Source organism: Alistipes sp. Marseille-P2263 (genome assembly GCF_018101075.1).
Lineage (GTDB): Bacteria > Bacteroidota > Bacteroidia > Bacteroidales > Rikenellaceae > Alistipes > Alistipes dispar.
In genome coordinates this window covers 141,816-162,851 of sequence record NZ_JAGQEJ010000005.1, presented here as the reverse complement: position 1 = coordinate 162,851, position 21,036 = coordinate 141,816, and the positions used below count along the sequence as shown (strand labels likewise).

The window sequence follows — 21,036 nt, the reverse complement described above, 5'->3', positions numbered from 1 at the left end:
TTTTTCCAATCGCATTTATTATGCCGCAAATCCGGAGAATCCCGCGGGAGCGGAGACGCCGGCCCCTTTTCACGGACGGAGACGCCCGCCGCACCGTCCGCAAAAGGGCCTTCCGCAAAGGAACCGCCCGGACGGCCGCGGGAGAGGTTCCTGCGCCGTCACTTCTTCGTATTCCGGTACTCGGTGGGGGATTCTCCCGTGTGCTTCTTGAAAAATCGCCCCAGATACGACTGGTCCGGAAAATGGAGCCGGTAGGCGATCTCCTGCACCGACAGGTCGGTGGACTGCAAAAGCATCTTGATCTCCAGAATCACCGAACGGTCGATGAACTCCTTGGCCGTCGTATGGGCGATGCTACGCACGATCGTCGAGAGGTAGCGGGTCGAAATGCAGAGCCGGTCGGCATAGAAGGTCACTTCGCGTTCGTGCGCGCAGTTCTCGTGCACGAGCGAGACGAAGCGGTGGAACAGCTCGGTCTGCCGCGTGGTCGTCTCCGACACGGCCTGCCGCCGGGAACCGAACCGCTGCATCTTGTCGAATGCCTCCAGCAGCACATTCTGCAACCGGTTCCTGATGATCGTGTTACGGAACATGTTGTCCCGGTCGCGGTAGGTGTAGCCGGCCATCTGGAACCAGATCGAAGCGCCCTCCACGAGCCGCGGGTGAAGCCGTACGATCGGCTGCTCGCGCAGCGCGGCGAAGAAGGCCGGATCGAGCCGGAAGGCCGCCTCGGAGAACAGATCGAGCGAGAAGGCGCAGTAGGTAACCCGGAAATCCGCCGACCGATCCGCGAGCAGGAACACCGAACCGGGAAGCAGCAGGAGCATCGTATCGGCCCGCACCTCCCCCCGGTATTGGTCGATCGTCGCCACGGCGCTGCCGCCGCGGCAGAAGAGCAGCGCACCGCCCTCGATGCGGTAGGGGCAACTGCCGAAAAAGGCGAAATCGGACTCGCCGACCGTGAACTGCTCCTCGGGAGTGGTCATTATCGGATTACGCGAAACCATCTGAAATTCTTTTTTCGAACAAAAATAGCGCAATTTTGCGGAAAAGAGAATATTTTATTCCGAAAATTACCAACACTATTCGCAATATTAAGATATCGAATGCGTTATAATAGGGTACTTTTGCACCTGAAAAAGTTTTTTAGTACATTTATAAAGAGGAATTATGAGACAAACATTTGTGAAAGCTGCCCTCGTGGCAAGCTGCATGGCAACCGTCGCGTGCAAACAGGCCCCGACGGAAATGGGGCCCGGTCAGTACCCCGTAATGACCATCGCCACCACCGACCGCACGATCCCGAGCAACTACTCGGCCAAGATCAACGGACGTCAGGACATTGCGATCTATCCGCAGGTTTCCGGCACGATCACGGAGGTCTGCTTCAACGAAGGACAAACCGTATCGAAGGGCCAGACCCTCTTTATCATCGACCAGGTTCCCTATAAGGCGGCTCTCCAGACGGCCGAAGCCAACGTGGCCGCAGCCGAGGCCGGCGTGGCCACCGCACAGCTCACCTACGACAGCAAGAAGGAGCTGTTCGCCAAGCAGGTAGTCTCGCGGTACGACCTCTCGACGGCCGAGAACAACCTGCTCACCGCCAAGGCGCAGCTGGCACAGGCCGAGGCACAGCGCGTGAACGCGGCCAACAACCTCTCCTATACGGTAGTAAAGGCCCCGTCGAACGGCGTGGCCGGCACGATTCCCTACCGTGCGGGCGCGCTGGTAAGCGCTTCGCTTCCGCAGCCGCTGACCACCATCTCGGACAACTCGGTGATGTACGTCTATTTCTCTATCACGGAAAACCATCTCCAGAACCTCATCCGGAAGTACGGCTCGATGAGCGAAGTGCTCAAGGCCATGCCCGAGGTGCAACTGCGGCTCAACGACGGTTCGGTTTACGATCAGGCAGGCCGTATCGAGGCGATCAGCAGCGTGCTCGACTCCTCGACGGGTGTGGCGCAGTGCCGCGCGGCATTCCCCAACCCGAGCGGTCTGCTCATCAGCGGCAGCAACGGGTCCGTCATCCTGCCCAACGAGTTCAAGGGCGTCGTGGTGATCCCGCAGAGCGCGACGTTCGAGATTCAGGACAAAGTCTATGTATATAATATTGTGGACGGCAAGGCCTCGTCGAAGATGATCTCCGTGGAGAAGATATCGAACGGCAAGGAGTATATCGTCAATGAAGGGCTCACCCCGGGCGAGCAGATCGTGTCCGAAGGCGTAGGCCTGCTCCGCGAGGGCACGGAAATCGTGGCCAAGACGCAGCCGACGGCCGCACCGGCCGCGGAAACCGAGAAGCCCGCAGCAGCCGGAGCCGCTCAAACCGAAACCGAAAAGGAGGAATAACGTATGACACTCAAGCATTTTATCGAACGGCCCGTTCTGGCGTCGGTCATTTCAATCGTAATCGTCATAGCCGGTATCATCGGTCTGGCTTCGCTGCCCGTGGAGCAGTACCCCGATATCGCGCCTCCGACGGTGATGGTGCGCGCCACCTATCCGGGCGCCAACGCCGAAACGATCCAGAAGTCGGTGATCGTACCCCTCGAGGAGGCGATCAACGGCGTGGAGAACATGATGTACATTCAGTCCGAAGCCTCGAACTCGGGCAGCGCCTCGATCACGGTCTATTTCCGCCAGGGAACCGACCCGGACATGGCGGCCGTGAACGTCCAGAACAAGGTGGCCACGGCCACGGGACAGCTGCCGGGCGAGGTGACGCAGATCGGCGTGACGACCATGAAGCGTCAGACTTCGATGCTGAAGGTGATCTCCATCAGCAGCCCCGACGACACGTATGACGAGGGCTTCCTCGCCAACTACTTCTCCATCAACATCGAACCGCGCATCAAGCGTATCCAGGGCGTGGGCGAGTGCTTCGTGCTCGGCGCCGACTACGCGATGCGAATCTGGCTCAAGCCCGACGTGATGGCGCAGTACAACCTCGTCCCGTCGGACATCACGGGCGTACTCTCCGAACAGAACATCGAGGCGGCCACCGGTTCGCTGGGCGAGAATTCGGACAACACGTTCCAGTACACGATGAAGTACCGCGGCCGTCTGATGACCCCGGAGGAGTTCGGCGAAATCGTGATCCGCTCGCTGAACGACGGCAGCGTTCTGAAACTCAAGGATGTGGCCGAAGTGGAGATGGGCGACGAATCGTACGCCTACTCGGGCAAGGTGAACGGTCACCCGGGCGTGTCGGCCATGATCTTCCAGACCGCCGGGACGAACGCCACGCAGATCGTCGGCGACATCAACGCCCTGCTCGACGAATGCCGCGCCGAACTGCCGAAAGGCATCGAGATCACCGACCTGATGAGCGTGACGGACTTCCTCTACGCCTCGATGAACGAGGTGCTGAAGACCCTGATCGAAGCCATCATCCTCGTCGTATTGGTGGTGTATGTCTTCTTGCAGGACATCCGCTCGACGCTGGTCCCCACGATCTCCATCTTCGTCGCCCTGATCGGAACGTTCGGCTTCCTCGCATTGGCCGGCTTCTCGATCAACCTCCTGACGCTGTTCGCCCTCGTGCTGGCGATCGGTACGGTCGTCGATGACGCCATCATCGTCGTCGAAGCCGTCCAGGCGCGCTTCGACGTGGGCTACAAGTCTTCGTACATGGCCACCATCGACGCCATGTCGGGCATCACGTCGGCCATCATCACCTCGACGCTCGTCTTCATGGCCGTGTTCATCCCCGTAACCATGATGGGCGGCACGTCGGGTACGTTCTACACGCAGTTCGGTATCACGATGGCCGTGGCCGTAGGTCTTTCGGCCGTGAACGCCCTCACGCTGTCGCCGGCGCTCTGCGCCCTGATCCTGAAGCCGTATCTCGACGAGAACGGCGAGATGCGCGACAACTTCGCCGCACGCTTCCGCAAGGCCTTCAACGCCGCGTTCGGCGTCATGGTCAAGAAATACAAGCACGGCGTGCTGCTCTTCATCAAGCACAAGTGGCTCATGTGGTCCACGCTCGCGCTGGCATTCGGCCTGCTGATCGTGCTGATGAACAACACGAAGACGGGTCTGGTTCCCGACGAGGACCAGGGTACGGTGATGGTGAACGTCACGCTGGCCCCCGGTTCGTCACTGGCCGAGACCACGAGCGTGATGGAGGAAATCAGCCGCCGTCTGGAGAAAATCCCGCAGATCCGCGACTTCAACGCCATCTCCGGATACGGTATAATCGCCGGACAGGGCCCCTCGTACGGTATGTGTATCATCAAGCTCAAGGACTGGGACGAGCGTCCTGAAAAATCGGACGGCGTGCAGGCCGTCATCGGACAGATCTACGCCCTCACGGCCGATATCAAGAAGGCCCAGGTCTATGCCATGGCTCCCCCGATGATTACGGGTTACGGTACGGGCAACGGCATTTCGATGCACCTGCAGGACCGCGCTGGCGGCAGCACGGAAGACTTCTTCAACGTCTCGCAGCAGTTCATCGGCGCGCTGAACCAGCGTCCGGAATTCGAACGTGCCGTCACGACCTTCAATATCGCCTTCCCCCAGTATATGGTGGACATCGACGCTGCGAAGGCCAAGCGTGCCGGCATCTCGCCCACGTCGATCCTCTCGACGATCTCGGGATACTACGGCGGACAGTACGTGTCGTACTTCAACCGCTTCTCGAAAGTTTACCGCGTCATCATCCAGGCCGATCCGAAGTATCGTCTCGACGCCGAGTCGCTCAACAACGTCTTCGTGCGCACGGACAGCGGCGAGATGGCTCCCGTAAGCCAGTTCGCCACGCTGACGAAGACCTACGGCGCTGAGGTGCTCAACCGCTTCAACCTCTACAACTCGATCGCCATCAACGGTACGAACGCCAGCGGCTATTCGACCGGCGAAGCGATCGCCGCGGTCCGTGAAACCGCCGAGCAGCTCCTGCCGAAAGGCTACGGATACGAATTCGACGGCATCACGCGCGAGGAGAGCCAGACGACGAACAACACGGCGATTATCTTCGGTATCTGTATCCTGCTCATTTACCTGATCCTGAGCGCCCTTTACGAGAGTTTCTTCGTTCCGTTCGCCGTCATTCTGTCGGTTCCGTGCGGTCTGATGGGTTCGTTCCTGCTGGCCAAGGCCATGGGACTCGAGAACAACATCTATCTCCAGACGGGTATCATCATGCTGATCGGTCTGCTGTCGAAGACGGCCATCCTCATCACGGAGTACGCCGCCGACCGCCGCGCCGCAGGTATGTCGCTCACGCAGGCCGCCGTATCGGCAGCCAAGGCCCGTCTGCGTCCTATTCTGATGACGGTGCTCACCTGCGTATTCGGTATGCTGCCGCTGATGACCGCATCGGGCGTGGGCGCTCACGGCAACTCGACCCTCGGCGCCGGCGTCGTAGGCGGTATGATCGTGGGTACGCTGGCGCTGCTGTTCCTCGTGCCGACGCTGTTCATCGTCTTCCAGACCCTTCAGGAGAAGGTCAAGCCGGTGGAACTGGACCCCGATCCGCAGTGGGCCGTGCGCGCCGAACTCGAAGATGCTAAAAACGAGAAAGAGGAGAAATAACACATGAAAAAGATACTGATTATCTGCCTTGCAGCCGCCATGACGGGCTGCGGCATCTACAAGCCCTACTCCCGTCCCGAGTCGATCGAGACCGACGGATTGTACGGCACGGCCGAAACGGCGGATTCGACGACCATCGGCGACATTACGTGGCAGGAGATGTTCTCCGACCCGCAGTTGCAGGCGCTCATCGCCCAGGCGCTGGAGAACAACACCGACCTGCAGTCGGCCCAGTGGCGCGTGAAGGAGGCCGAAGCTACGCTCAAATCGGCCCGTCTGGCCTATCTGCCGTCGTTCAACTTCGCCCCGCAGGGGTCGATCAGCAGCTTCGACAACGCCAACACGACGAAGACCTATTCGATCCCCGTCACGGCCAGTTGGCAGATCGACATCTTCGGCGGTATCACCAACGCCAAGCGGAAGGCCAAGGCGCTCTACCTGCAGAGCAGGGAGTACGAACAGGCCGTCAAGACGCAGCTCATCGCCAGCGTAGCGAACCTCTACTACACGCTGCTGATGCTCGACAGCCAGTACGAAGTGACCGGCGAAACGGCCCGGAAGTGGGAGGAGACCGTCCGCACGATGCGCGCCATGAAAGATGCCGGCATGACCAACGAGGCGGGCGTAGCCCAGTACGAGGGCTCCTACTACGCGATCGAAGCCTCGCTGCACGACCTCGAATACTCGATCCGCGAAGCCGAAAACAGCCTTTGCTCCGTGCTCGGGCTGGCTCCGCAGGAGATCACGCGCGGCAGCCTGGACAACCAGCAGCTTCCGCAGGAGCTCGCCGTGGGCGTACCGGTCCAGATGCTCTCGAACCGTCCCGACGTGCGCAGCGCCGAGTATTCGCTCATGCAGTCCTTCTATGCGACCAACGCCGCCCGTTCGGCGCTCTATCCTTCGATCACGCTGAGCGGCTCGGCAGGGTGGACCAACAACGCCGGCATCAAGGAAATGAATCCCGGCAAACTGCTTCTTTCGGCCGCAGGATCGCTGTTGCAGCCGATCTTCAACGCCGGAGCCAACCGGGCGAACCTGAAGATCGCCAAGGCCCAGCAGGAGGAGGCCAAGCTCTCGTTCCGGCAGACGCTGCTCAATGCCGGCGCCGAGGTGAACAACGCCTTGACGCAATGTCAGTCGGCCCGCGCCAAAACCGACCTGCGAGCCAAACAGATCGAAGCCCTGACGCGCGCCGTGGAGAGCACCGAACTGCTCATGGAGCACAGTTCGACTACCTACCTCGAAGTGCTGACCGCCCAGCAGTCGCTGCTCTCGGCCCAACTGTCGCAGATCACCGACCGTTTCGACGAAATCCAGGGCATCGTAAACCTCTACCAGGCCCTCGGCGGAGGTCGTGACCTTACGACGGAGGAGAAGTGATGAAACGGGGAGCGACCAAGGAGGAGATCATCCGCACGACGCAGGACCTCATCACCCGGAACGGCATCCGTGCCGTCCGGGTCGATGAGATCGCGCAAAGGCTGGGTATCTCGAAGCGCACCCTCTACGAAATGTTCGCAGACAAGAACGACCTGATAAGCGCCTGCCTCGACGATCTGGCCCGCCGGCAGCGGCAGCGCATCGCGGCCAGCCGCAGACGACGCAGCGGCAATCCGCTGCAAAGGACGCTCCGGCTCGCCAACGACTATATCGACAGCCTCTATACGGTCGATCACAGTTTTCTGGCGGACATACGTCGCAAGGTCCTCTTCGCCGAACAATACGACGAACACCGCGAGTTCTGGCGCAAGGAGTTGTCGCTCAATCTCGAGGAGTGTCGCGGGGGGGGGTTGCTCCTGTCGGAGATCGACACCGCCGCTCTGGCCGAGCAACTGATGAGCACGCTGTTCGAGCTGCGGCTGAACCGCACGACGCGCGAAGAGCTCTACCTCCTCTGCCGGACGATTCTCCGGGGCGCTGCGACGCAGCAGGGAATAGACCTCATCGACCGGAAACCGTGATCCGGATTCCGGCAGACCGGAAAAGCCGCAGGCGAATCCTGCGGCTTTTTTTATGCCCGGAAGCGAAAAAAAGCGGCCGACGGAACGATCTGTTCCGAAATTTTTTTATATTTGCACCGCAAAGCGAAGAGAAAAGCGAAACGATGACGACGCATACGGCATACGGCGAAGGGCACGGCGGATTCCGCCGTCACATGATGTACGGTATGATGCACATGCGCAGCGATTTTCGCCGGGTATAGTTCTTCGTGCATAACGTGATACGATCCGGCTTCCCAGGAGGTCGGATTTTTTTGTGAACGATTTCAAACGACAAACGCGATGAATCCGAAAAACTACCGATTCGAAACCTTGCAGGTCCATGCGGGCCTGCGACCCGACACCGAGACCGGAGCCCGGGGCGTGACGATCTGTCCCACGGCCGCCTACCGTTTCCGCAACTGCGACCACGCGGCCCGGCTGTTCGAACTGAGCGAGGCGGGCAACATCTACACCCGCCTGCAGAACCCCACGACGACGGCCTACGAAGAGCGCATCGCGGCACTCTACGGAGCCGTCGGCGCACTGGCCGTGTCGTCGGGCATGTCGGCGATTCTCCTCACGGTGCTGTCGCTGGCCCGCAGCGGCGACAATATCGTGGCCTCGCCGTACCTCTACGGCGGCACGTACAACCAGTTCCGCATCTCGCTGCGCAACCTGGGCATCGACTGCCGTATCGCGGCCAGCGAACGCGCGGAGGACTTCGAAGCGCTCGCGGACGAGCGGACCAAAGCCCTCTATGTCGAAAGCATGGGCAACCCGACCTGCGCCGTTCCCGATCTGGAGGCACTGGCTGCGCTGGCGCGGCGGATCGACGTCCCGTTCGTGGTGGACAACACGTTCGGCGCGGCGGGATACCTCTGCAACCCGTTCGAATGGGGTGCCGACATCGTCGTGGATTCGGCGACGAAGTGGATCAACGGCCACGGAACGTCCATGGGAGGCGTCATCGTGGACGGCGGAACGTACGATTGGGGCAACGGCAAGTTTCCGCAGATCGACGGTCCGTCGGAGGGCTACCACGGGCTGAACCTCCGCGAAGCGTTCGGCGCGGCGGCCTTCATCGCCAAATGCCGCGTGGACGGGTTGCGCGACCTGGGATGCTGTCCCTCGCCGTTCGACTCCTACCTGATGATGATCGGGCTGGAAACCCTCTCGCTGCGCGTGCGTCACGAGGTGGAATCGACACGCAAGGTGGCCGAATACTGCCTCCACCACCCGAAGGTCAAAAGCGTCAGCTTCGTGGGATTCGAGTCGCACCCGAGTTACGGGAACGCCCGCAAATACTACCGGTTCGGTTCCTCGGCCGTCTTCACGATCGAGCTCCGGGGTACGCTCGAAAGCACCGTGCGGTTCGTCGAATCGCTGCAACTGGCGGCCAACATGACGATGATCGGAGACTCGATCACCGTCGTCACGCACCCCGCCTCGACGACCCACAAGCAGCTCGGTGCGGCCGACCTGGCGGCAGCCGGCGTGACGCCGACGCTGCTGCGCATTTCGCTCGGACTGGAGAACGCCGACGACATCATCGCCGACTTCGAGCAGGCCTTCGCTCACGTATCCGACAAATAGGGGATGGTACGCTATTTCGACTCCGGAGAGCCTTTTCCGCTGGAGCGGGGCGGCGAACTGCCCGCATTGCGGATCGCCTACCACACCTACGGCGAACCGAACGCCGCACGCGACAACGTCGTATGGGTCTGCCACGCGCTGACGGCCAATTCGGACGTGGCCGACTGGTGGCCCCACACGGTCGAGGAGGGGAGGTTTCTCGATCCTTCGCGGTGGTTCGTCGTCTGTGCCAACATCCTCGGCTCGCACTACGGCACGACAGGACCGCTGCACGAGAACCCCGCGACGGGGCGGCCGTGGTACGGGGATTTTCCCCGCCTGACCATCCGCGACATGGTCGCGGCGCACCGCCTGCTGGCCTCGGCGCTCGGCATCGGCCGCATCGCCGCCCTCGTGGGCAGTTCCGTGGGAGGCTTTCAGGCCGTGGAATGGGCCGTCGAGGAACCTGCGCGGTTCGACCGCCTCGTGCTGATCGCCACGGCGGCCAAAGCATCGCCGTGGACGATCGCCGTGGACGAGACGCAGCGCATGGCCATCGAGGCCGACGCCACGTTCGGCCAGCCGCGCGACGACGCCGGAATGAAGGGACTGGCCGCGGCCCGCGCCATCGGATTGCTGACCTACCGCGGCAGCAGCGGCTACAACCCCACGCAGCAGGACCGCGTGGAATGGCCCGCCGAACACCGTGCCTCGACCTACCAGCAGTATCAGGGCGAGAAACTCTGCCGCCGCTACAACGCCTACTCCTACTATACGATCCTCGATGCGTTCGATACCCACGACGTCGGCCGCGGCCGGGGCGGGGTGGCCGCGGCGCTCGCGCGGATCGAAGCCCGCACGCTCGTCGTGGGCATTACGACCGACATCATCTTCACCCCCGGCGAAATGCGTGAGCTGCACGGCATGATCCCCGGCAGCCGCTACCGCGAGATCGACTCTCCGTTCGGCCACGACGGCTTTCTGGTGGAGCACGAACAGCTCGACGGACTGCTCTCGCCCTTCATGGAGAACTGACGGCGGCCGGACAGCGCATCCCGAAACACGTCGGACAAAAGAGAGAGACAACAACAGAAAAAATCACAGTATATGAGCAAAATCAAAATCGGACTGTTCGGATTCGGCGTCGTCGGACAGGGCATCTACGAAGTGGTGCGCAAAGCGAAGAACGCCAACGCCGAGATCGTGAAGATCTGTGTCCGCGATCCGGAGAAACCCCGCAAGATACAGGCGGACAAGCGGCTCTTCACCACCTCGGTCGAGGAGATTCTCGACAGCCCGAACATCAACCTCGTCGTCGAAGTCATCAACGATCCCGACGCCGCCTACGACATCGTAAAACGTTCCATGCTCCGCGGCATTCCCGTCGTTTCGGGCAGCAAGACGATGCTGGCCCGCCACCTGCCCGAACTGATCGAACTGCAGAAGACGCGCCACGTCGCGCTGCTGTACGACGCCTCGTCGTGCGGCTCGATCCCCGTGATCCGCAACCTCGAGGAGTACTACGACAACGACCTGCTGCTCGAGGTCAAGGGCATTCTGAACGGTTCGTCGAACTACATCCTCTCGCGCGTGTTCGACCATGCCGAACCGTATGCCGACGCGCTGGCGCAGGCTCAGGCTCTGGGATTCGCCGAGAGCGACCCCTCGTTCGACATCGAAGGATACGACTCGCTCTTCAAGCTGGTCATCATCACGGTCCACGCCCTCGGAACCTACGTGGCTCCGGAACGAATCTTCACCTACGGCATCTCCACGATCCACGACTCGGACATCCGCTACGCCCGCGAGAAGGGGGTGAAGATCAAACTCGTGGCGCAGGTCGTCAAGGTCAGCGACGAGCACTTCACGATGTTCGTCATGCCCGAGTTCGTGACGCCCGACAAGTACATCTACAGCGTTGACGACGAATACAACGGCGTGGTGATCCGCGGCGAATGCTACGACCGGCAGTTCATGTTCGGCAAAGGTGCGGGCAGCCTCCCCACGGCCTCCTCGATCCTGAGCGACATCATGGCCCGCCTGCACGATTACCGTTACGAGTACAAGAAGATGAACTACGTGCAGAAACCCGGGTACACGACCGACATCACGCTGAAGGTTTACGTCCGCTACAAGGAGACCGACATACACAACATACTGCATTTCGACAAAATACGCGAACAGTACATCGGCGAGGAGAGCAACTACGTGATCGGCGACATCCTGCTGAGCGAACTGATGGACAAGCGCTCGCAGCTCTCGGGCAGGGACGTCTTCCTGGCGAATATCCCGATCTTCTTCCTGAACCGCGACCGCTGATTCCACGACGGGCGGGGCGGGAATCCACCGGCACACCTCCACTGCCGGACGGCTCGTTGCAAGGGCCCGGACCGACACAAAGAAACCGGGACGCCGCTTTTCGGGCAGCGTCCCGGTTTTTCCGTAACCGAGGCACTCAGTCCTTCACGCAACGGAGCGAAAGGCCGAATTTCCGGGAAATCGTCGCCGGCAACGGTTCGGTGGTTTCCGAATAATCCAGACTATTGCACTTTTCGCTGTCGTCCGCCAGACCGACCCCCATCAGTTTTCCCATAGTCTTCGCACCGGGTCTATTGCTCTTATCATTTACAATCTGATATCCCGCACAACAGAAGAAATCCTCGGGACGGTTCTGGCTTTCGGCCAGCGCCCGCAGCTCGTCGGCATCGGGGATATGCCAACCTTCGGGACAGATTCCCCGAATACGCCCCGCACCGTCCGATGCGCCTGCGGTGGCCGTGGCATAGTCGTACAGCATGCCCTGCGTGGAGATCATCGAAGCACCGCCCGCAGGTTCCCAAATTCCTGTTCCGAGCTGGGCCCCCGCCGGCTTGTGCCGCATGTTCTCCGCCATCCAGACTTTTCCGTCGATCGCCACCGTCCGGTAGTGTTCCCCCTCGTGATCCACTCCGTCCGCACCGTCGTTTCCGCCATCGGACCCGACGAGCTCTCCGCCGTCCACCCAATCGACCACATCGCCACTGATACTCACCTCGATCTGCGGAGTGCCGCCTCCGGAGATGACGACCGACAGGTCGTAACACCTGCCTCCTTCGAGCAGGGCGTCGGAAACGGATTTGCGGCACACCGAACCGTCCTGCAACTCCACCTCGACATCCAGCGTCGTCTGCTGCGGCACGAGCACGGCCCGATAACGGGAATCGGGCTCCGCCTCGAAAGCCTCGATCTGCACCGCCGCCGCACCCGCTTTCGCCTTCGCCGAAGGCACGGCGAGGTCCACGACGGCCTCGACGGCCGAACCGCCGATCTTCACTGCGGCGACCGGCGAGGAACCGTTGTTCTCCACGACCACGGAGAGCTGCGACATGAGGTGATAGAAAACCATCGCGACGGGTGCGCTGCCCGGCCTGACCTCCCGTGCGACAGCTCCCAGCAGATCCGACGGCGTGCAGCCCTGCCGCTGGTCGGCCTCCACACTGAATGCGGAGGGAACCCCCGCCTCGGAATAGGGATAGTAGGCCGTCAGCGTCGAGGTCTCCTGCGTGCTTTCGTACCATTTCAGCCCGGAGGCCGTGAACACGCTCCCGTCGTAGGTCATCAGGCGGTTCGTGACATAATCGCCCGAAGTACGCGAGATGGTCAGCCCGATCCGGTCTTCCTTGTCGAAATACAGTCCCGTCACGCGGGAAACCGTCGGCGAAATCCGGACGGAGGACGGTGCCTCCCGGTCGTCGGAGCAGCCTGCTCCCAACGCCATTCCGGCCAGCAGCACGAGTAAAGAGGTTCTCATCATAGGGTAGTTTTAAGTTATCGTACAAACAAATATAAAACTTTTTACACTATTTTACAACCTTTTTATCGTATCGCGTCGCCATGACCCAATGAAAAGCGGGGCGGCTCACGCCGTCCCGCTTTTCATTGCCCGGAGCGAACCTCCGCTTATTTCTCCCTCACGCAGCGCACCTGCATTCCGTTGGCACGGGCATAGGGTACTTCGTACTCGACATTGCCGCCGGAGGTCTTCTTCTCGAACCAGAAATAGAAAGCGGGCGACTGCGCTCCCGAACCGGCGTCGGAAGTCCAATAGAGGCCCTCCCACGGCTGAGCCTCGGTCGCCGTGTTCCGCGACTGTGCCTCCGCGGGCACGGGATTGTAGATATTCAGGATCGTACCGTTGTCGTAACGGCGGCGTCCGGCGCCGACGAAAAACGACTGCGACACGTCGTCGGTCAGCGTCCAGCCGAACTTGTCGTAATCGGCCGCCGCAGGCGTGCCCGAGATCGTCAGTCCCTCAAAGGCCTTCGACGGAGCGACCCGCCAGCCGTAGGGGCAGGGATCGTTCACCGTTTTGCTTTCGCCCCACAAGGCGCCGTCATGGCTCCAGGCCCAATCGTAATCCGAATCCGCCGTTCCCGTAATGTACTCCAGCGGATGCTGCACGGCGTAGTCCGCCGTTCCGGTTTCGGCGTCCGACTCCACGGACTCCAGTTTGACCGTACCGCTCTTGGCATTGTACATCGAAGCGGACGATCCGTTGTCGGCCCGGTAGGTACTCGGTCCGATGAAGGGATCCTTGCGCCCCCACTGATAGTAAAGCCCGTAAGAGGCGAGTATCTCATCGGTCGTCTCATTGCCGTTGGCCAGCGCGCCGAGGTTGCGGTTCATCATCGTATAGCCGTTGAAAACGACCGATCCGCCCTCGGCATCGGGGTCGTAGTCCGCAGCCCACACATGCCAGCTCCAGATCAGCGTCCCGTCCGCATCGTATGCACCGATGAGTGCGTTGCCCTCGTCGATCCTGTCGTCCTCGTCCTCGTCGGCCCCCACGTAGAAGGAGACCTTTCCGTCGTCCAGCGACAGGTACTGGATCAGATTCGTCTTCGACTGCCAGACGATATCGACCGAAGCCGTAGCGAGCGCGCTCTGTCCGTCACCCTTGTGCATGGCGTCGAACGTGTAGTTGCACTCCCTGCCATTGACCAGATAGCTGTTCGCCGGACGGTCGCTCATGTCCACCGTCTTCGAAACGCTGACGAAGAGCGTCGCCGTGACGCGCTTCCCCCCGAAAGAGGTTCCCGCGAGGGTCAGCGTTCCCGACCGTTCCGCCTTCTCCTCTTCCTCGGTTCCTTCGTCCGCCCTGGCATCGTCTTCGAAGACGGTGGGAGCGGTGATCCGGACGCTCATCGCGCCCTCGTCCAACACGATGGCATCGTCCCAGCCCACGGGTTTGGACGAGATGGAGTAGCTCTTGATATCGGTCGAGGAGAATCCGACCGTCGCCGTCCCGCCCGGCTGCAGGAACACCGCGGGGCGGTCGAACGCCAGTTTGCCCGCATCCTTGTCCTTGCTGCACGACACCGCGGTTGCCGCCGCCAGCAGCACGAGCGCGACAAAGGCTGTAAATCTTTTCATACCGTTCAGTTTCAAAAATCTTTGCAAAGATACCAAAAAGCGCAACAATTCCTACTCCGGGTTCCAAATATTTCCGGCTTGGGAACAATTATTGCCGCTCTTCTTTCAACGAATTTTAAAGCGATATAGTATGTCGAAAACGAAAATCGAGACGGGGAGCTCGCCCGCCGAAGAACGATTCGGTATCACCGTGACCGAACGGGGGCCCCTTCTGATCTACGGCCGCCCGCCGCTGGCCGAACAGTTCATCATGCCCGACGATGCCGGCGAAAGCTGGTATTTCCAGGAAGGGCGCCGCTTCCCGACCGAAGCGGAACCCACGGCGCTGTGCCGCTGCGGAGCCTCGAAGCGCAAACCCTATTGCGACGGCACGCACGAACGCACGGAGTGGGACTCGGAACCGACCTCCCGCGACGAGGCGCTGCTCGACGAGGCGGAACTGATCGAGGGAGGCTCGCTCACGATGACCGACAACGCCCGCTACTGCGTCTTCGCACGCTTCTGCCATCCCTGCGGCGATGCTTGGACGCTCACCGAACGCTCCGACGCCCCCGAAGCCCGGCAGATGGCCATCCGCGAGGCCTCGATGTGCCCGAGCGGCCGTCTCATGGCCTGGGACCGGACGACGGGCAAACCCTTCGAGTTCCGCTTCGCCCCCAGCCTCGGACTGATCGAGGACCCTGCCATCGGCTCCAGCGGCGGCCTCTGGGTGCGCGGCGGCATTCCGGTACGGCGCGAAGACGGGCGCACCTACGAAATCCGCAACCGCACGGTGCTCTGCCGCTGCGGGAAGTCGGCCAACAAACCCTATTGCGACGGCACGCACGCAGCGGTCAAATGGCGCGACGGCCTCGCGGGCGAACCGGTCGGGGAGCGGCTGCCCGAAGAGGTCTGCTGACGCTGCGGAACCGGGTGTCCGCAGCCGCCGTACGCAGCCCGGACACGACCGCTCCGGAAAAAGGGGATTCGCCCCTGCCGCACTGTTTGCGGCAGGGGCGAATCCGTCCGAACCGTCCGGCGGCGGGAACATCCCGCCCGCGCGGCGCGCCGTCACTTCCCGGCCCGGTCGAAATAGCTTCGGAAGAAGAGCAACTGATGGGGCAGCGAGGAGCCCCAATATTCGCCCGTGTGGGCCCCGGGACGCGTGAGGAAGTCGTGACCGACACCCTGCCGGAGCAGCTTTTCGTGCAACGCCACGTTCACGCCGTAGAAAAAGTCGTCATACCCGCAATCCACGAAAATCGCCAGTTCGCCGTCCCGGAGCGAATCGACCGCATTGATGACCGTATGGGCGTCCCAGCGGGCCTGATTCTCCCGCTCCTCGCCCAGTTGCGCCTTCATTTCCCACGAATCGGGGAAGGGCCGGATATCCACGCCGCCCGACACCGAGCCGACCGCTCCGAAGCGGTCCTTGTGGCGCACGGCCGTCCACAATGCGCCGTGGCCGCCCATGCTCAATCCCGCAACGGCACGCCCCTCGCGCGAAGGCAGGGTCGGGTAGTGCGCATCGACCCAGTCGGGCAGCTCCTGCGAAACGAAGGTCTCGAACTGCGACGAAGGGTTGATCGGACTGTCCCAGTACCAGCTGTTCTCGCCGTCGGGGCAGACGAAGATCACGCCGAACTGCTCGGCCAGCGGCCGCAGGTCGGTGATCCGCTGCCAGGCCAGCTCGTCGCCGCTGTAACCGTGCAGCAGATAGACAACAGGCAGGCGCCGTACGGCCGCCTCGTCGGGCGTCACGACGACGGTGGGGATTTCACGCTGCATCTTCGGGCTGAAGACTTTGAGCGTGTCGATACCGGCCGCGGAGACCGCAGCCGAAGCGCAAAGGCACAAAAGGGTAAAAAGGTATCTCTTCATAACAACCATGATATTTTTCGGTCCATGCTTCGGCGAACGGCCTTCCGGATCGTCCGCCCCGGGAGGAATCCGACACGGTCCCGCCGCACCGGAAACGGCTGCCGGAAACCCGGCGGCACGCAGCGCATCCGCCACAAAAAGCGGGGCGCACCGCAGTACGCCCCGACCCCGTTATTTCTTCTCCGGCCGGGCGATAGTCTCGCGCATCGACGTGTCGGCCATGATATTTTTCATCTTGTAGTAATCCATGATGCCCAGGTTTCCGCTGCGGAACGCCTCGGCCATGGCCAGCGGGACCTCCGCCTCGGCCAGAATCACCTTGGCCCGGGCGTCCTGCGCCTTGGCCTTGTTCTCCTGTTCGAGCGCCACGGCCATCGCACGCCGCTCCTCGGCCTTGGCCTGGGCGATGTTCTTGTCGGCCTGCGCCTGGTCCATCTGCAACTGCGCGCCGATGTTCTTGCCCACGTCTATATCGGCGATGTCGATCGAAAGGATCTCGAAAGCCGTCCCCGCATCGAGTCCCTTTTCGAGCACCACGCGCGAAATCGAATCGGGGTTCTCCAGCACGATCTTGTGCGACATGGCCGAACCGATCGACGAGACGATGCCTTCGCCCACGCGCGCCAGCACGGTCTCCTCGCCGGCACCGCCCACAAGCTGCTTGATATTGGCGCGCACCGTCACGCGGGCCTTGGCGATGAGCTGAATGCCGTCCTTGGCCACGGCGGCCACGGGGGGCGTGTTGATGACCTTCGGATTCACCGACATCTGCACGGCCTCGAACACGTCGCGGCCCGCCAGGTCGATGGCCGTCGCCATCTTGAAGTCGAGCATGATATTGGCCTTCTGGGCCGACACGAGGGCGTGCACCACGTTCGTCACGTTGCCGCCGGCCAGATAGTGCGCCTCCAGCTCGTTGGGGTTGAGCTCCAGCCCGGCCTTCGTGCTCTCGATCATCGACGAAACGATCGTCGAGGGCGGCACTTTGCGCCACCGCATCAGGATCAACTGCAACAGACTGATCCGCACGCCCGACACCAGCGCCGAAAACCACAGTCCCACCGGAATGAAATAGAAGACGAGCCATAGCGCGAGCAGGCTCACGAAGACGATCACGACGATCATTCCCATCTGAAAATCCATAAATGATAGAAGGTTATTGTTTGACGATTTTTACGACGACGCTGAAATTCTCGAATCCCACGACCTCGACCTCGCGCTGCGGATCGACATAGCCGACGGCCGACTTGGCCTCGTAGGCGCGGCCGCCGATCTCGACGCGGCCCATCGGCGAGAGGCGCGAAAGGGTCGTGCCCCGGTCGCCGACATGCAGCTCCTCGGCCGGAGAGACGGGCGTGCTCGACGAACGGATCTGCTGACGCAGGGAGAACCGCTGCCAGGTCTTGGCCCGCAGCGATACGACCGTCACCAGAAGCGACAGCAGAAGCACGGCGACGATCGCCGCGGCTCCGCCGCCCGTTCCGAAATCCCGGAACGCCAGCCAGATCGCGCAGCCGTCGCACAGCAGCGCCAGCGCCGCACCGACCGTGACGCCGGGCAGCAGGACCAGCTCGGCCACCAGAAACAGCAGTCCGAAGAAGATCAGCAGTATGATATAAAAGAGTTCCATCGTATTCGGATCGGTTATAAAGGTAAGGAATTTTTTCCGATTATTCCGCGACTTCCGCCACTTTTATTTCCAGCGCGGCGTCCGCCTGCCGCAACGCTTCGGCCAGCCGCTCGGCCACGGCGCGGTCTTCGAACGTCCCGACGACGAACAACTGCTGTCCGACGCGCGAGAGCTCGCGTCCCTCGGCCGTCCCGGCGATGACCTGTTTCACGGCTTCGGACAGCGCGTCCGTTCCCGTGATCTCGACCCGGTAAACCGCGGCCCCGGCTTCGGGCTCGCGCGACAGATTGCGGTACTCCCCGTCGGTCCACACGACCACCTCGGGGCGCACGAACCCGTGCCTGCGGAGCACGCCCTGCACCGAATCGGCCTCCTCGCGCGTGGCGAAGCCGCCCGTGTAATAGCACCACTTGCCCTCGTCGTTTACCAGATAGGAGAGCGGGTAGGCTCCCCGGAATGTCGCCACGGCACGTTTGGTGTTGAACGTTCCCAGCAGGATACGGTAGATCGTACCGCGCTCGTAAACCCGGCACTCGGGAATGGGATTCTTGTAACTGTATTTCGGCGTCTTGGTGAAGGTCACGCTGTCGAAATCGAGGAAGTAGCGTTCGGCGACCTCCACCTTCGGCAGCCGGAAGTCGATCGCCCCGAGCTGCCCGGCCACGCCGCGCAGCGAATCGGACGCCGCCTCCAGCCCCAGCACGTCGGCCACCGAGCGTTCGTAATCCACCAGGACGCGCTTGCGCAGGAAGTAGTCGGCCACGGCATCCGACGCCGTTTCCCCGCGCACGGCGGCCAGTTGCCGCATCGCCTTCGACAACGCCTCCTCCTCCCGGACGAGCGCCTGTTCCTGCCCCAGCCTGTCGAGCAGATAACCGTAGGCGTAGTTCTTGTTGTCGAAAATGTAGTTCCATACCCCGGAGAGCGAATCGGCCAAAATCCGGTTCACTCCCTGCAACGCCTCGTAACGGTCGAAAACCTCCTGCGCCTCGGCCTCGGTGCCGACCGCCGCATAGGTCTCGGCCAGTTGTTTCAGAGTGTCGTAATTGGCGAAATAACGGTTCACGTAATCCACGGCGACCATCTCCATGTCCTGCGCCCGGCGCAACGCCGCATAGTCCGCCGCCGGGAGCTGTTCGCCGAACCAGGGATTGCAGACGAGGTTACGCACCTTGAGCGAATCGGGAATCGCCGCCGAGGTGCGGTGCGCCGCGCCGCCCGCACCTCCTGCGTCGAGATTGGAAAGCACCCACTCCTGCTCGATGGTGTTGATGCGGTCGATCAGCCGTCCCTTGGCGTTCCGGATCTCGAAAATCCGGTTCTCGAGCGCCAGAATCTCCTGCGAGTACTGCTGTCTCCGCTCGGGGTCCTCGCGCAGCAGCGTGCGCGTGCGTTCGACCACCCGCACGACGGAATCTTCGCGCGCCTGCAACAGCGCGTCCTCGCGCAGCAGAGACATGTACTCCCCGTTCTTCTCGAGCCCCGCGATGCGGGCCTTCACGTCGAGCTGCTGCGCCCCGAGGCTTCCCGCCGCGAAGAGCGCGCACAGCAATATGTACATTCTTAGGCACTTGGCTTTCATCATCTCCACCATTTTAGAAAAAACAACTGAATCAGGCCGAAAATCTCCAGACGGCCCAACAGCATCAGAAAAGCGTTGAAAAATTTGACGGCGGCCGGAATGCCGGCGTAATTGCCCAGCGAGTAAACCTCGCCGAAACCGGGTCCCACATTGCCCAGGCAGGCCACTGTTCCCGAGAATCCGGTCAGCAGGTCCACGCCGCACAACGCGCTGAACACCGTCCCCGACAGGATGGCCAGCATGTAGGTCACGATGAAAATCATCACGCCGTGGATCACCCCGTCCTCCTGAAGCATGCCGTCGAGCTTGATGCGGATCACGGCGTTGGGATGCTGCTGACGCTGTAGTTGCGTGCGGATCATCTTTCCGGCCAGCACGAGCCGGTTTACCTTCATGCCGCCGGTGGTCGATCCGGCGCAGGCGCAGACGATCGAGCCGAACATGAGCAGGATCACGGCGAACGGCGGCCAGACGTTCGAATCGGCCGAGGCGAAACCCGTCGTGGTCATCAGCGAAAAGAACTGGAAGGCCGCATGACGGAACGAGGAGGTCAGCGTAGGGTAGATATCCGCGGCGTAGAGACTCACGGCGATCAGCACGCTGCATCCGAGCAGAATGCCCACGTACCAGCGTGTCACCTCCGAACGGAAAAGATTGTTGCGTTTGCCGGTGACCGTCGCGTAAATCAGGCCGAAGTGCATACCGGCAATGCCCATCGTCAGGATGAGCACCGTCTCGATCAGCGGGCTGTCGAAATAGGCCACGCTGGCGTTCTTGGTCGAGAATCCGCTCGTGGCGCAGGCCGACATGGCGTGACACAGGGCGTCGAACCAGTTCATGCCCGAGAGTTTGAGCATCACGGTCGAGATCGCCGTCAGCCCCACATAGACCACCAGCAGCACATGGACGATCATCTGCGCCCGGTAACGGTAGTTGTCGCGCGCCAGCGACGACATCTCCACGTTCGAAAGGGTCATCTTGCTGCGGCCCATCGTCGGCAGCACCACCAGCGCGAACATCACCACGCCCATACCGCCGATCCACGTCGTAGAGAAGCGCCAGAACTGCAACCCGCGCGGCAGCGCCTCCACATCGGTAAGCACCGACGCCCCGGTGGTCGTGAATCCCGAGACGCTCTCGAACCACGCGTTCACCAGGCTGAACTCGCCGCCCCAGATCAGGTAGGGGAACATCCCCACCACGCAGGCCACGAGCCACGCCCCCACGACGATGCAGAACCCCTCCTTGTTGGATATCTGGTCGCGCTTGCCGACGAAGATCAGCGGAAAAGCCCCCAGCAGGATCGTCAGCAGCGCCGAGAGCAGCAGGGGATAGAACGACGAGTCCATGCCGCTGACACAGGAGATGCCCGCCGAGAGCAGCATGAACGCCGCGATGAAGAGCAGCACGATTCCGACATACCGAAAAACCACGTCTATCCGCATCCCGATCCC

Annotated in this window: 16 protein-coding genes; 8 read left to right on the top strand and 8 right to left on the bottom strand. The window is 61.8% G+C overall.

Translation table 11 applies throughout. The features are described 5' to 3' along the window. Nucleotides 1-158: 158 nt before the first annotated feature. Nucleotides 159-1,007, bottom strand: coding sequence for a helix-turn-helix domain-containing protein (locus KB554_RS07945; protein ID WP_141429858.1), 849 nt, complete (start codon nt 1,005-1,007; stop codon nt 159-161). 205 nt (nt 1,008-1,212) lie between these two features. On the opposite strand from KB554_RS07945, the gene KB554_RS07940 reads away from it, so the two are divergent. From KB554_RS07940 to KB554_RS07910, 7 genes are all read left to right on the top strand, one after another. Then, on the top strand, nt 1,213-2,352 hold the full coding sequence (locus KB554_RS07940) for an efflux RND transporter periplasmic adaptor subunit (protein ID WP_232522969.1): 1,140 nt from the start codon (nt 1,213-1,215) through the stop codon (nt 2,350-2,352). A 3-nt stretch (nt 2,353-2,355) separates the two neighbouring features. Next, nucleotides 2,356-5,544 (top strand): efflux RND transporter permease subunit, encoded by a 3,189-nt coding sequence (locus tag KB554_RS07935; protein WP_211035463.1) that lies wholly within the window; start codon nt 2,356-2,358, stop codon nt 5,542-5,544. A 3-nt stretch (nt 5,545-5,547) separates the two neighbouring features. Continuing rightward, the gene (locus tag KB554_RS07930; protein ID WP_211035462.1) at nt 5,548-6,924 is read left to right on the top strand and encodes an efflux transporter outer membrane subunit; all 1,377 of its coding nucleotides are present in this window, start codon (nt 5,548-5,550) and stop codon (nt 6,922-6,924) included. Continuing rightward, nucleotides 6,924-7,505: a TetR/AcrR family transcriptional regulator gene (locus tag KB554_RS07925; RefSeq protein ID WP_141429862.1), complete on the top strand. Its 582-nt coding sequence runs from the start codon at nt 6,924-6,926 to the stop codon at nt 7,503-7,505. The genes KB554_RS07930 and KB554_RS07925 overlap by 1 nt, the downstream gene beginning before the upstream one ends. A 321-nt stretch (nt 7,506-7,826) precedes the next feature. Beyond that, nucleotides 7,827-9,119 carry an aminotransferase class I/II-fold pyridoxal phosphate-dependent enzyme gene (locus KB554_RS07920; RefSeq protein ID WP_141429863.1) on the top strand — a complete coding sequence of 431 codons (1,293 nt, stop codon included), beginning with the start codon at nt 7,827-7,829 and terminating at the stop codon, nt 9,117-9,119. Nucleotides 9,120-9,122: 3 nt separating this feature from the next. Beyond that, nucleotides 9,123-10,133: a homoserine O-acetyltransferase gene (gene metX / locus KB554_RS07915; RefSeq protein WP_211035461.1), complete on the top strand. Its 1,011-nt coding sequence runs from the start codon at nt 9,123-9,125 to the stop codon at nt 10,131-10,133. 72 nt (nt 10,134-10,205) lie between these two features. Continuing rightward, entirely contained in the window at nt 10,206-11,417 is a 1,212-nt protein-coding gene (locus tag KB554_RS07910) for a homoserine dehydrogenase (RefSeq protein ID WP_141429865.1), read from the top strand. Nucleotides 11,418-11,553: 136 nt separating this feature from the next. Here KB554_RS07910 and KB554_RS07905 read toward each other — a convergent pair whose 3' ends face one another. Further along, complete coding sequence (locus KB554_RS07905) at nt 11,554-12,888, bottom strand: fimbrillin family protein (protein WP_242116323.1); 1,335 nt, start codon at nt 12,886-12,888, stop codon at nt 11,554-11,556. Between the two features lie 149 nt (nt 12,889-13,037). Further along, entirely contained in the window at nt 13,038-14,510 is a 1,473-nt protein-coding gene (locus tag KB554_RS07900) for a hypothetical protein (RefSeq protein WP_211035458.1), read from the bottom strand. A 130-nt stretch (nt 14,511-14,640) separates the two neighbouring features. Here KB554_RS07900 and KB554_RS07895 point away from each other — a divergent pair, with 130 nt between their 5' ends. After that, complete coding sequence (locus KB554_RS07895) at nt 14,641-15,408, top strand: CDGSH iron-sulfur domain-containing protein (protein ID WP_211035456.1); 768 nt, start codon at nt 14,641-14,643, stop codon at nt 15,406-15,408. A 152-nt stretch (nt 15,409-15,560) separates the two neighbouring features. On the opposite strand, the gene KB554_RS07890 is transcribed toward KB554_RS07895, so the two are convergent. From KB554_RS07890 to KB554_RS07870, 5 genes are all read right to left on the bottom strand, one after another. Continuing rightward, on the bottom strand, nt 15,561-16,370 hold the full coding sequence (locus KB554_RS07890) for an alpha/beta hydrolase family protein (RefSeq protein ID WP_141429869.1): 810 nt from the start codon (nt 16,368-16,370) through the stop codon (nt 15,561-15,563). A 171-nt stretch (nt 16,371-16,541) separates the two neighbouring features. Then, the gene (gene floA / locus KB554_RS07885) at nt 16,542-17,513 is read right to left on the bottom strand and encodes a flotillin-like protein FloA (protein ID WP_162852166.1); all 972 of its coding nucleotides are present in this window, start codon (nt 17,511-17,513) and stop codon (nt 16,542-16,544) included. Nucleotides 17,514-17,526: 13 nt separating this feature from the next. Then, complete coding sequence (locus tag KB554_RS07880) at nt 17,527-18,000, bottom strand: NfeD family protein (protein WP_211035454.1); 474 nt, start codon at nt 17,998-18,000, stop codon at nt 17,527-17,529. 40 nt (nt 18,001-18,040) lie between these two features. After that, on the bottom strand, nt 18,041-19,561 hold the full coding sequence (locus KB554_RS07875; RefSeq protein ID WP_141429871.1) for an SPOR domain-containing protein: 1,521 nt from the start codon (nt 19,559-19,561) through the stop codon (nt 18,041-18,043). Between the two features lie 20 nt (nt 19,562-19,581). Then, nucleotides 19,582-21,027 (bottom strand): TrkH family potassium uptake protein, encoded by a 1,446-nt coding sequence (locus tag KB554_RS07870; protein ID WP_179954817.1) that lies wholly within the window; start codon nt 21,025-21,027, stop codon nt 19,582-19,584. Between the last annotated feature and the right edge of the window lie 9 nt (nt 21,028-21,036).